The sequence below is a fragment of the Lachnospira eligens genome, assembly GCF_009680455.1.
In the GTDB taxonomy this organism is placed as follows: Bacteria; Bacillota; Clostridia; order Lachnospirales; family Lachnospiraceae; genus Lachnospira; species Lachnospira eligens_A.
On the sequence record NZ_WKRD01000001.1, the window covers coordinates 251,125 to 264,804 of the forward strand.

Below are 13,680 nucleotides of genomic sequence, written 5' to 3' on the forward strand. Positions count from 1 at the left end.
AATGTGTATTATTTCCACATATATTATGGTGTAAATGTTTCCGTTGTATACACCTGCCTTGCCTCGCCCTTCTGTCTTAAGAACTGCTGACAGGCTATCATTGATTGTTCATCTGGAAATATTCCAAAAACTGTCGGTCCACTGCCACTCATCATGGCATTAATTGCACCATGTTCTATCATATCTTTCTTAATGCTGTCAATGACAGGATACAACGGCACTGTAACTGACTCTAAAACATTTCCCATTCTTGAAGCAACAAGTGCAACATCCTTTAACTTAATAGCCTCAATTATTCCATCTATATCTGGATGCAGCTTAACATCTGTGTTATCCAGTTTCTCATACACAAGCTTAGTTGATACATTTACCGGAGGCTTTGCTATAAGAATATGACAAAATGGCATATCCGGAAGCCTTGTAAGCTTCTCTCCAATTCCTTCAGCTAATGCTGTTCCTCTCATAAGACAGTATGGAACATCTGCCCCAATCTCAACACCAAGCTTCATAAGCTCTCTCATTGGAACATTAAGTTCGAAAAGCCTGTTCATTCCAAATAATGCACATGCCGCATCACTTGAACCTCCAGCCATTCCTGCCGCAACCGGAATGAATTTATTAAGATCAACCTCAATTCCTCCATCCAGCTTATACTTATTCTTCATAAGCATAATTGCCTTATAAACAAGATTATTCTCATTCACAGGTAGAAATCCTATATTAGTCTTAATTCTTATCTCTTCCTCCGGAATCCTTGTCATTATAATACGGTCATACAAACCAACAGTCTGCATTACCATTCTTACATCATGATACCCGTTCTCGCGTCTTCCAATAACATCAAGTCCAAGATTAATCTTGGCTCTTGCCTTTAATCTGATACTTTCCATATATTACCTAACCTTGTATACAAAATCCATTTTCAAAACTATTATATTAAAGATATTGTATAAAATCAAGTACAATATTTAAAATGCACTTTTAAAAAGTTTCATTTTTACGGTACTTATGTGGAGATATCCCCTTTGCTTTCCTGAAAGCATCTCCAAAATAATTACTGTCATTAAAGCCACATTCAAATGCAATATCAGTAATTGATTTGTTTGTTTCAAGCAGCAGATTGCAGGCGTTCTGAATTCTTACATTAATAATGTACTCCTTAAATCCAAATCCGGTTGCTGTCTTAAATTTCTTTGAAAGATATGACCTGCTAAGATTAAATTTATCTGCAACATACTCTAAAGACAGATTATCTGCATAATGTTCATATATATATGTGGCAACCTCCTGAATAATCCTGTTATCCACATCTATTTCCTTAATAACATTTTCCTCATAATTCTTACAGCGGATAATAAACAGCAGAAGTTCAATCAGGCCAACCTTTATAAATGCCGGCGACAGCTCATCAGGAGAATCATTTTCAAATAGCAGTTTGTCAAGCAGAGCAACAACATAATCTCTTCTTTTTTCAGGAATATTAACAACTCCAGGCTTCATGCAATTTTCCATAAGTTCTTTACCAGTCTGGTTCTGAATCCATTCAGTTGCATCATTTCTAAAGCTTATAACAATTCTTTCATGCATTCCTTTTCCATTATAAGTTGTCCTGTGAAGACATCCGCTTGGAACAATAACAAGATCACCCTTTCCGAACTTATAAATGTTGTGGTCAATAAAGCTTGTACACTCTCCGCTCGAAAGATAGAATATCTCATTAAACGGATGCACATGTGCCCCTACCCCTGTACTACAACTGGTATTACTTCTTTTTATCCTCTTGATATCAAAATCCTTCGACATATCCTGAAACATATAACCACTCCTTATCTCAAACACATTTGCGTCTATTATAGTAATTTTTCTGTATTATAAAGAATATTTTTTCGTTTAATTGTAGAAATCACTGTTTTTTATGCTTATATTATGTATAAAGGATTTTGAAATGTCAACAAATAATCAGTATTTTGATTATTTTTCTGTATTTAAAGAAACATTTTTAACATATTTATTAAAACAAGGGGGCTTATCATGGCAAAACCAATAAGTGAAGATAAAAGAAATATGATTCTTAATGGTAATCTCTTTCATGCAATTCTCATGCTTGCAATTCCAGTTATGATCAATAGTTTTATCCAGTCAATGTACAATCTTACAGATACTTTCTGGCTGGGAAGAATAGGTACTGAGAACCAGTCGGCTATCACGCTTGTTTCACCTTTCCAGAATATCCTGATTAATTTCGGTAACGGCATAACAACTGCAGGTGCAATCCTTATATCACAGTACCTCGGTGCAAGAGAGGATGAACAGGCTAATTCAATGGCTAACCACATCTGCCTTACTTCACTTGCATTTTCAGTATTATGCGCACTTATATGCTGGCTTGTCTCTCCGGGACTTGTGAAATGGCTCGGCGCTGAAGGAAGTATATATAAATACGGACTTACATACATAAGAATTGTAGTACTTGATCTGCCTTTTCTGTTTACCATTAACCTCTTCACATCAGTCAAACAGTCTCAGGGCGACACAGTAAAACCAATGCTTCTTAATATGTTTGGCGTTGTTATTAATCTTATATTAGACCCGTTATTCCTTATGGTTTTCAAATGGGGTATCGCTGGTGCTGCCCTTGCAACTCTCATTGCCAAAATTCCATGTGCAGTGATTGCACTTATTGTACTTACAAGACCAGAACAGCTTATAAGAATTAATTTCAGGGGATTTAAGTTTGATAAAAGCAAGATGGGTTCGATTGTAAAAATCGGACTTCCAACAGCAATCGGCGGAAGCACTATGCAGCTTGGTTTCCTTCTTATGACTAAAAATGTTAATGCTTACGGATTTATTGCAACAAGCGCTTATGGTATCGGAAACAAGATAAACAGCATCATTACAATGCCTGCAAATGGTATCGGCTCCGCCATATCAACTATAGTGGGACAAAATATTGGTGCCGGACAGAAAGACAGAGCAGACAAGGCTTACCATTACGCACTCCGTATGGGTGCACTGTTTCTGTTATTCTTTGGTTTGATTCTATCAAGAAGATTTATATCTCAGGCTATGGTAACATTTTTCTCGACTGATGAAAGAGTTATTCCGCTGGCAACAGATTTTCTCTCACTTATGGCATTCTGGTGCTGGAGCAACGCATTTTACAATGTCACTCAGGGACTTTTTCAGGGAAGCGGTCACACCATGATAACCATGATTGTCGACGCTTCAAGAATCTGGATATTCCGTCTGCTGACCCTCTGGGTATGTGCCAATGTGCTTAATATGGGGGTTGAATCTGTATGGTATGCTGTCGTAATCAGTAATGGAACATCCGCTGCCATACTTTATGGCCTCTACTGGACAGGAATATGGAAGAAATCTACTATAAAAATTGAAAAAACAGAAGGTTAATTAAAGAAATACATTTACCGATATACACTATAGAAACACTACAATAAAAGTCCAAGGAGGGATATAATGTCATTAAACGGAGTTAATTCAAATTATCAGGCTTATGAAACAAATACTGTTTCTGGTTCTGATAAGAAGGTTTCAACTAAAGAGATTTCTAAGACTACAGCTTATTCAGGTGTAGCGGCAACTTATGAACATGCTTCACAGTCTGAAGGTTTAGTAGCAGCTGTTAACAAGAAAGCTTCTAACGCTTCTATTGTTGCCCAGTTAAAGGCTGACCAGGAAACACGCATGGCTCAGATGCAAAGCCTCGTTACTAAGATGTTCTCTAAACAGGGAATAACTATTGGAACTGCTGATGATATGTGGAAAGCACTTGCAGGCGGTAACTTCACAGCAGACGCTGACACTATTGCACAGGCTAAGGAAGATATTTCTGAAAACGGTTACTGGGGTGTTAAACAGACATCTGAAAGAATCTTCTCATTTGCACAGGCACTCGCAGGTGATGATGAAGAAAAGATGACTAAGATGAAAGAAGCATTTGAAAAAGGTTTTAAAGAAGCCACTAAAACATGGGGCAAGAAACTCCCTGATATTTCCCAGAACACAAGAGATGCTGTTCTTAAGAAATTCGACGATTACTTTGCCGGTAAGAATTCATAATCAGACATAAAAAGAGGTACAGACTTTACAGACTGTACCTCTTTTTATGTCTATGCCTTCACAAGAAGAAGCTTGGTACCCCGTGGTATAATCACAGACTCTGACAGTCCATCAGCACATTTAGGATTACTTGCCTTTATTGAATCTGCTGTTGTATGATACATTTTAGATACATCCCATAATGTTTTAGTGCCATCAGCAATATACCCAGTCATTGACGGCATCTTTGACAGATTACATTTTTCTTCTGACATATAAGCACTTTTTATGCCACTATACTCAAAGTTTCTAAAAACAATTACATCCAGTGAAACTGATGATTTAACCTCTATTACACCAGCACTGTTTATTGTGGCTGAAAGCTGCTGTACTGACGGCTTTATGTTGTATTCAAGTGAATCTGGACTGACACCATCAATCTTAACTGTACCTGCAAACGGAATGATTGTATGCACACTGCCAAGCGGCTGACTGTCACTTGAAGTTATGTAAAATACATTTGCACTTACAACACCTTCCGCAACCAGCTCTCCTTCTTTATATGTCACATCGTCAAGCTGCACCGTAGCTGTGCAGTTACATATCTGCATAAGGTCAGCATAATTCTCAAGCTGGAGATTACCTGAAACACGGCTTGATACATTATTACGTACAACAAGGCAACGCAGCTGTGTATCTGCATTCTCTATTTCCATATCATATGAAGGCGAGTATATATCTGCTATAACATCCTTCTTACGCTCCTCATATGCTTTTACATCCATATCAAGAACCACTTCAACTGCAATATCGCGGTTTTCACCATCTAAGTCGGGCCGCTCCTCAACTGTCTTTCCAATTATCTGAAAATTAACATATGGAATCATATCTGCATTGCAACCACTTATATCCAGGCTTCCTTCAAATGATGCTGTTGTCTCGTACCATTGCACATTTCCTGTTTCTCCATTTCCTATATACATTACAAATATATCTAAATCACCAGCAAGCTTAAGTCCATCATCTGCAAGCCTTGTATTCAGATTTCTTACATCTACATCATCCCAGATTATTTCTTGTATCTCTGGTTTTCCTGCCGGAAGTGATACATTTTCTCTTATTCTGAAATTATCACGCTGATTAACTGCAAGCTGCACAAATTCCAATTCTTCCTTTAACTGCTGAATGTCCGTATTCTCCGTCTCATCCACACCCGTTATCATCTGTATATCCTGCAGACTCTCGCATATAAGTTTAAGGGTAACTATCGCCTTAACACTTATTTTTCTTGAATTAATTGCTTTAATACTAAGATCTTCTATTGATGCCTGACATGTAACATAATCACCTGTACAGTCACCCGAAAGATTGACATTTTCAGAAAAACTCATTTTCCCTGTCATTTTGACCGGTTGCATTCTTTCTGAGTCAGATGATGCACCTATATAAAGAAGTGAAAATTTTAATTCCCCATCAACTGCAGCTTTATCCTTATTTACTTTTACACTGTCGGTCTGGACATTTCCCCATTCTTTCACTATAAGTTCAATATCATCTTTTGTGTCCGGCACATTAAAATCATCATCAAGCGTAATCTGTGCCACTGTATTACATTTCAAACGATATTCATGAATATTTTCTGTTCTGAGTCTCACAGACTGACCTCCTATACATTCTACATTTTAAAAACAACGCTTTCTTCACGTCTCTCCATCTTAAGCACTATTACCGGATATGTGTCAACCTCATTTACAGCTTCCCCCGCTGCCGGACCTATCAGATTAAGATCAATGTACAGTGCATTATCTCCTGTGTATACATCATTTACCTTAATTGAATATCCACTTGTTTCCCTTGTTCCATAACCGGCCACAACATATGTATAATCCTTAGTCGTATATGTAAGCCTCATCACTTTATCTTTTTTGCTTTCAATAAGCTTCTTAAGCTCTTCTGGCAGGTCTGCATTTTCAACCACTGTATAATCAACACTGGTCTTATTATCTGGCTCTTTGCTGCCAGAACACCCTGTCATGGCACACGCAGGCATAATTATCAACAATGCCAACACAAACGTCATGATTTTTCCCCATAATTTTCCACACATAAAAAACACCCCCACAATAAGACCTAATTAATCTTATGTGGAGGTGTTGAAAATATTCATATAAAGTTATTGTTTATGTTCATTCACCATATGAACAGGCACGCTCCCAGTGTCCGTCTATGGCTTATGCTTTCAGTATTCCTGCGCTTAGCAGGAGTAAATGCCGCTATCTACAGAGTTTATTACAGTATGCGAAAGCAAACGCACTTCGTTTGAACGAGCTTTCGCACACTGAACTTATGTATATAGCGACATTAACTCCTACACAGCTCGTCATAATTCAAGCATAAGCCATAGACGGACACTGGGAGCTGATTGTACATATTCCGAATGAGTGTAAATAATAGATAGTAAGATTTTTTAAACCTTACACAGCATATCCCTTGCTCTTTATGACATCTATAACCTGGTCTACATATTTTTCGCACTCTTCTGTGCTTCCTGCCTCAACCATTACACGGACAACAGGCTCTGTTCCGCTTTCGCGTACGAGGATTCTTCCATCTGCGCCAAGTGCATTGGCAACTGCTTCAACTGCAGCCTTAACATCTGCATCATCCTGTGCCTGTGTCTTATCTGTAACCCTGATGTTCTTAAGAACCTGTGGATATATAACAAGTGGTGCTGCAAGCTCTGACAATGTCTTCTTCTTTGCAAGCATAACCTCCATCATCTTAAGGGCTGTGATAATTCCATCACCTGTTGTTGCATATTTAGAGAATATAATGTGTCCTGACTGCTCTCCACCTATACGGTAGCCGTTCTCTGACATACACTCATATACATACTTATCGCCAACCTTAGTCTTTTCGTACTCAATTCCTACTGCATCAAATGCTTTGTAAAGTCCGAAGTTAGACATTACTGTTGTTACAACCTTGTTTCCGACAAGCTTATCTCTGTCCTTCATATAACATCCATAGATATAGAGAATATGGTCACCTGTTATGACCTCGCCCTTCTCATCTACACACAGACATCTGTCAGCATCACCGTCAAACGCAAATCCTACATCAAGATGCTCTCTTCTTACTAAATCCTGAAGTCCTTCAATATGTGTAGAACCGCAGTTTGCATTAATATTAGTTCCGTCCGGAGCAGCATTTATAACATATGTCTTAGCTCCAAGTGCGTCAAATACAGCTTTTGCAAGTGTCCATGCACTACCATTAGAAGCATCAAGACCTACTCTTATTCCTTTGAATGAATAAATTGCAAGACTCATAAGATATCCCATATATCTGTTACGACCTGCTGTGTAATCAACTGTACATCCAATGTTTTCTCGTGTTGCATATGGAATTTCTCCAAGCTCACCATCAAGGTACTTCTCGATTTCAGCGATAACATCCTCTTTCATCTTCTCACCTGCGGCATTAATAAGCTTAATTCCATTGTCATAGAAAGGATTGTGACTTGCAGAAATCATAATTCCGCAATCAAAATCTTCTGTTCTTGCAACATAAGAAACACTTGGTGTAGTTGTAACATGAAGAAGATACGCGTCTGCTCCTGATGCTGTAAGACCGGCTACCAAAGAATACTCAAACATATAACTGCTTCTTCTTGTATCCTTACCAATAACAATCTTTGCCTTACCATTCTCATGGTTTTTTCCATAATACCAGCCTAAGAATCTTCCCACCTTAAATGCATGGTCAACTGTAAGAGTTACATTTGCTTCTCCTCTGAATCCGTCAGTTCCAAAATACTTACCCATAATCTACTCCTTAATCATCATATCCGTTAGGATTATTCTTCTGCCATCTCCATGAATCAGCACACATAGTCTTTAAATCACGCTCTGCTTTCCAGTGAAGCTCTCTCTCTGCCTTACCTGCGTCACAGTAGCATGTTGCGATATCACCTGGTCTTCTTGCCTTAATTACATATGGTATATGTATTCCTGTAGCAGCCTCAAAATTCTTTACTATATCAAGTACTGAATATCCATTACCTGTTCCAAGATTATATATTACAATTCCCGGATTATCATTGAGCTTTTCTATGGCCTTAACATGTCCAAGTGCAAGGTCAACAACATGAATATAATCTCTTACTCCTGTTCCATCATGAGTATCATAATCGTTACCAAATACCCCAAGTTCCTTTAACTTTCCAACAGCAACCTGTGTTATATATGGCATAAGATTATTAGGAACTCCGTTAGGATTCTCTCCTATTGTTCCGCTCTCATGTGCTCCAATTGGGTTAAAGTATCTTAAAAGAATTACATTCCATTCCGGGTCAGCCTTCTGGATATCTGTAAGAATCTCCTCAAGCATTCCCTTAGTTTTGCCATAAGGATTAGTAATCTCGCCCTTAGGGCATTCCTCTGTAATAGGAACAAATGCAGGATCTCCATAAACTGTAGCTGAAGATGAGAATATAATATTCTTGACACCATGATTTCTCATAACGTCAAAAAGTGTAAGTGAACCGGATATATTATTCATATAATACTCAAGTGGCTTTGCTACTGACTCACCTACAGCCTTAAGTCCAGCAAAATGTATAACACTGTCTATACTTTCCTTCTCAAATATCTCATTTAATGCTGCAGCGTCATTGATATCTGCCTCATAAAATGTAACTTCCTTTCCTGTAATCTTCTCGACTCTTTCTAAAGACTTTCTGCTTGAATTAACAAGATTATCAACAACTACAACATCATAACCTGCATTCTGAAGTTCTACTACTGTGTGGCTTCCAATAAAGCCTGCACCGCCTGTAACTAATATTGCCATTGTTATCTCCTTTATGTTCTATACTAATATAGCCACAAAACTTCATATAACATCTCGTTCTGTGGCTTATTATATGTCTTATGTTACGATATTATTTGTCGCCTTTCATCATACGCTCAGTTGACCATATTTCAACCTCGTACCTGTTGCTCTTATTATATCTCTTTCTAAGGTTCTTGAGCTGCTTTAAGTACTCTAACGTAACCTTTCCTGAAAGCTTTGATTCACCTTCAGTTCTCTGCTGGAATTTGTATGGAATCTCTACAACCTTGCTATATGTACCCATTGCAAGAACCTCAACCATAATTTTCCATCCAATTGGCTGAAGGTCAGCATTCTCAATAACTTCTCTTCTGAACATAAAGAGTCCGCTTGTAGGATCTGATATCTTTCTAAGGCAAGGCAACATAACCTGTCCTATCTTTCTTGCTGTTCCAGATACGAACTTTCTGTACCAGTTAAGTCCGCCATCATCTCCACCTGGAATAAGCCGGCTAGGTATACAGAAGTCTGCACCACTTTCCATAGCCCTATACATATATTTAAGAACGATTGGTGGGTGCTGTAAATCAGCATCCATACATGCCATATATTCGCCCTTTGCAAGCTTAAAACCATCAAGAACAGCAGTTGCTAATCCTGTTCCATTCTTTCTATGTTCCATTCTCACCTGTGGATATTCCTTAGCAACTTCCATAATCACATCAGGTGTATTGTCCTTACTGTCATCAACAAAGACAATTTCATAATCAACACCCTTCAAAGCAACATCAATCTGTGCTACAAGATTTCTGATGTTCTTGCTTTCATTAAATGTTGGTATTACTACTGATAACATTATCATACTCTCCTTTAAAAAGAATTCTCTCGTCATTATACATCAATATACAACAAAGTAAAACATTTTTTTATACTCTGGTAACAACCATGGTTGCCCGTCCCTTAACTATTATTGAACGAAGACCTGCACTTACAAAGAAACTGTCGCCTGCTTTAAACTCCATAGTCTTTTCATAATCATCAGTTTCAATAGTTCCTGAGCCGTTAATGAAAAGTACAGAAACAAAGGATGCCTCATCAACAGTAATCTTTGCTTCGTCATTGACATCATACTTATATACTTCAAAGTATTTGCACTGGACAAGTCTTTCTTCTGTGAAATGTTCATTTCTTGCAATAACAACCTCTGTCTTATTGTCCTTGATATATTTATGGTTATCAACAACATCAAGTGCTTTCTTAACATGAAGTTCTCTTGGATTACCGAACTTGTCCCTTCTGTCATAATCATACATACGGTAGGTACAGTTAGAATTCTGCTGTATCTCACATATGAATACACCTGCGCCTATTGCATGGATTGTTCCTGCCTTAACCATAACAACATCGCCTGCTTTAACCTCTATCTTATTAAGTATGTCTGTGATTGTATTATTATTAATTCTCTCAAGAATTTCTTCCTTAGATGCGTCTCTTGAAAGCCCACAGTACAGATATGATCCCGGTTCACTGTCCACTACATACCACATCTCATTCTTTCCATATTCATTCTCATTCTCAAGAGCATATTCATCATCAGGATGAATCTGTATAGAAAGTGCCTGCTTTGCATCTATGAATTTTATAAGGATAGGGAATCTGTCCTGTGCCTGACATTTCCAGCCTAATGCTTCTTTTCCTATAATATTAAGGTACTCATTAAAGAGCATTCCTTTATATCTTCCCTCAGCTATACGGCTCTGACCGTCAGGATGAGCTGAAAGTTCCCAGCTCTCACCGATGACATCATAATCACATTTCTTGCCATATACATCACGAATCTTGGTTCCACCCCACAGATTATCCTTAAATGCAGGTTCAAGCTTCGCAATAGGACTCTTATCCAGTCTTACATAATTAGCAGATGCCTGTGGATTATCCTTATTATATATCTTAACAAGATCTGTATCTGATATATTATCTCCAATACCAACCTCTATTACTACCACATTCTTGTCTGTCTTATTAGCAATCCTGTGTTTCGTTCCCACTGGAATGAATACACTTTCATATTTGTTATAATCAGCAGTTTCATTACCAAGTGTAATTGTAGCAATACCTTCAACTATTGACCAATGCTCAGTTCTCTTTTCATGCCGGTGAAGAGACATTGACATTCCTGGAAAAACAGTAAGCTTTCTGACTTTATATCCCTGTGAATAATTAAGTATCTCCTGTATTCCCCATTCCTTATAAGTAGTCCTGTTATAATCGAAAAATGCTTCATAAGTATCCATATTATCTTTCATAATCTGCTTGATATTATCAGCAGATTTCTTTGATGATATATATGTTGCATCATCTGTATTAACAACTACAAGATCTCTTAAATCATTGGCGACAACAAGTCTCTTCGGTGCATTATTTATAATATTAACATTATCGCAGTCATTCTTGATAACACATTCTGACTTGATATTGTTTCCAAATTCAGCTAAATCGCTGGCGTTGCCGACATCCATCCACTCGAAATGTGCTTCAACTACTTTTATTGAATCACATTTTTCAAGGAGAAGTGTTTCAATACTGCCATGTGGCATAGCCTGCATAACCGTCTCTGAAAATCTCACAGACCTTCTTATTGCCGGCACCTTTCTCTTAGCTGTCTTACAGGTAGTGTACAGTTCTGATGCAAGGCGTCTTGCAGCATTAATCATATCCCCTGCCCTGAATACAAGTATTCCACTGTTCCACAGATACCCCTCACCATAGTCATATCCAAGCAGACCTTCTGTCTCATCTTCATCGAAATCTATTCTTGCAATAAACTTCTTAACATTCTCTTTATCCCGGAGAATGTACCCATAAGTGGATGACTGTGATTCTGGCTTAATTCCTAATACCGCAAGATATCCTTCTTTTGCATATTCTTTAGCCTCAATTATTGAATCTTTATAACCATCACCCTCAATCAGGTTGTCCGAATTAACAACCAGAACTAATTCTGACGGGTTGGCAAACATAGTCCCTAACAATACAGCTGCTCCTGTTCCCTTCGGTGTACCCTCAAGGATAACTCTGTACTTAAGACTCTGGAACGCTTTCATCTGTCCATTAACAATATTCTTATAGCTCTCATTGGTAACTATTATAAATTCCTCACAGAATGGCATATTCCTTACTACAGTTTCCTGTAATATGGAACGGCCTTCTTTTATTTTCATAAACTGCTTTGGAAACTGCCTTCTGGATAATGGCCATAAACTATCACCACTACCCCCAGCTAATATTACACATTTCATAGCAATCCTTCCTTAAAATATCTGTTATAGATAATATGTTTATTAGTTATCTGCTGAAGTATCTCCACCCGCTGGTGTATTGCTACTGTCATCTCCGCCTGCTGGCTTATCTCCGCTTTCGTCTCCACCTGATGGCTTATCTGTGCTTTCATCTCCACCTGATGGCTTATCTGTGCTTTCGTCTCCACCTGATGAGGTATTATCGCTGTCGTTTCTTCCTGCTGGTTTATTATTCTTATCCTCGGCAATTGTTCTCTCATTAGCTGCTGTTGTCTCTTCCCTGCTGCTAGTGCTTTCTGCTGCTGAAATTCGAGATGAGTGTGCTGCAGTTGAACTATCCTTACTCGTCGCAGTCTCCTTAGGTGCTTTGGTTGTATATTCCATCGGTTTCCATTCATTGCTGTTATTCTTATTATTGGCTTTTCTTCTGTTACCACCAGCCATTGCTGCTATTGACACTATAAGGATAATCACTACAAGAATTACCACCATTGACGCATATACAACATTACGTCTTCTTGCTCTTGGTACACCCGGAAACACTCTTCCAACAAATGCTGTAAGCTTGTCCATAAGTGAAACACCCCTTACAGGGACATCATCAAAATCATTGTTCTCATATCCATTCATGTCATATTCAAATAACACACCTTCATCAGAATCCTCATCGTCCGATTCATCATTTTCTATCCCTTCGTCTGATTCATTATCAGGTAAATCTGCATTTTCAGGCTCATAAGCCTCGTACTCGTCGGCAGCTTCTGTTTCCGCTGCTTTCTGCTCTGCACCATATATCTTAATATCAGAATCATCTGTCTCTTTTTCATCAAACGAAGCATAATCTGACATATTCTCTACAACTGATGATATACCGAGTATATTATCCTTCATCATTGCAATAAGCTTAAGAATAAATGCACTGTCTATATCGAGCAAAGTTTCTATCTCGTCAACTGAATGCATCTCATATCCGTAAAGTTCCATCATAATAGTCTGGACTCTTGATAATGACTTAATATTATCAGGTGCATTGTCATACGCCTTAAAATCTTTAAATATTCTGGAATTATCTTTTATTATGTCAAATAATTCCTTATCTTCCTTAATTCTGCCATACTCATACTCGTAATCATCATCTATCTTAATAGTAGAATTATCTATAAGATTAAACATAAACACTGAAACTCTTGTTGCAATCTGACGCATAATATTCTTATTAACATCAATACTATCAAGATTAGTACATATATCAATAATCGCTCTTGGAGAAAGTTTCTTGTAATCCTCTCCAAAAACCGGATATATAAGACAGTTTACATCTTTCTGTATCTCCTTGCATAAGACCTCTTTATCAGTCTTTCCAGTCCTTACATCATTAATCAGTTCCTTCATCTGTTCTTGATTCTTACTCATATTTTATCTCCTCGTGAATATACATTCCGATTGATTATACCACTCTGTTAAAGAAATGTCACGATTTTTC

Annotated in this window: 11 protein-coding genes; 2 read left to right on the forward strand and 9 right to left on the reverse strand. The window is 37.8% G+C overall.

The window, feature by feature from the left end:
• Positions 1–23 precede the first annotated feature (23 nt).
• Entirely contained in the window at positions 24–890 is an 867-nt protein-coding gene (gene ispE / locus GKE48_RS01300; RefSeq protein WP_022097273.1) for a 4-(cytidine 5'-diphospho)-2-C-methyl-D-erythritol kinase, read from the reverse strand.
• 91 nt (positions 891–981) lie between these two features.
• A complete protein-coding gene (locus tag GKE48_RS01305) occupies positions 982–1,815 on the reverse strand; it encodes an AraC family transcriptional regulator (RefSeq protein WP_022097274.1) in 834 nt (277 codons plus the stop codon).
• A gap of 216 nt (positions 1,816–2,031) precedes the next feature.
• Here GKE48_RS01305 and GKE48_RS01310 point away from each other — a divergent pair, with 216 nt between their 5' ends.
• Positions 2,032–3,414, forward strand: coding sequence for an MATE family efflux transporter (locus GKE48_RS01310; protein ID WP_154300317.1), 1,383 nt, complete (start codon positions 2,032–2,034; stop codon positions 3,412–3,414).
• Positions 3,415–3,480: 66 nt separating this feature from the next.
• Entirely contained in the window at positions 3,481–4,083 is a 603-nt protein-coding gene (locus tag GKE48_RS01315; RefSeq protein ID WP_154300318.1) for a hypothetical protein, read from the forward strand.
• A 50-nt stretch (positions 4,084–4,133) separates the two neighbouring features.
• Here the strand turns inward: GKE48_RS01315 and GKE48_RS01320 are convergent, their stop codons facing one another.
• From GKE48_RS01320 to GKE48_RS01350, 7 genes are all read right to left on the reverse strand, one after another.
• On the reverse strand, positions 4,134–5,717 hold the full coding sequence (locus tag GKE48_RS01320) for a DUF3794 domain-containing protein (RefSeq protein WP_154300319.1): 1,584 nt from the start codon (positions 5,715–5,717) through the stop codon (positions 4,134–4,136).
• 20 nt (positions 5,718–5,737) lie between these two features.
• The gene (locus tag GKE48_RS01325; protein ID WP_055286999.1) at positions 5,738–6,169 is read right to left on the reverse strand and encodes a protease complex subunit PrcB family protein; all 432 of its coding nucleotides are present in this window, start codon (positions 6,167–6,169) and stop codon (positions 5,738–5,740) included.
• 367 nt (positions 6,170–6,536) lie between these two features.
• The gene (glmM, locus tag GKE48_RS01330) at positions 6,537–7,889 is read right to left on the reverse strand and encodes a phosphoglucosamine mutase (RefSeq protein ID WP_055286997.1); all 1,353 of its coding nucleotides are present in this window, start codon (positions 7,887–7,889) and stop codon (positions 6,537–6,539) included.
• 10 nt (positions 7,890–7,899) lie between these two features.
• Positions 7,900–8,916, reverse strand: coding sequence for a UDP-glucose 4-epimerase GalE (galE, locus tag GKE48_RS01335; protein WP_022097280.1), 1,017 nt, complete (start codon positions 8,914–8,916; stop codon positions 7,900–7,902).
• A gap of 91 nt (positions 8,917–9,007) precedes the next feature.
• Positions 9,008–9,754, reverse strand: coding sequence for a polyprenol monophosphomannose synthase (locus GKE48_RS01340; RefSeq protein WP_022097281.1), 747 nt, complete (start codon positions 9,752–9,754; stop codon positions 9,008–9,010).
• A gap of 70 nt (positions 9,755–9,824) precedes the next feature.
• Entirely contained in the window at positions 9,825–12,197 is a 2,373-nt protein-coding gene (locus GKE48_RS01345; RefSeq protein WP_154300320.1) for a type I phosphomannose isomerase catalytic subunit, read from the reverse strand.
• A gap of 42 nt (positions 12,198–12,239) precedes the next feature.
• Positions 12,240–13,610 carry a hypothetical protein gene (locus GKE48_RS01350; RefSeq protein WP_154300321.1) on the reverse strand — a complete coding sequence of 457 codons (1,371 nt, stop codon included), beginning with the start codon at positions 13,608–13,610 and terminating at the stop codon, positions 12,240–12,242.
• Positions 13,611–13,680 lie beyond the last annotated feature (70 nt).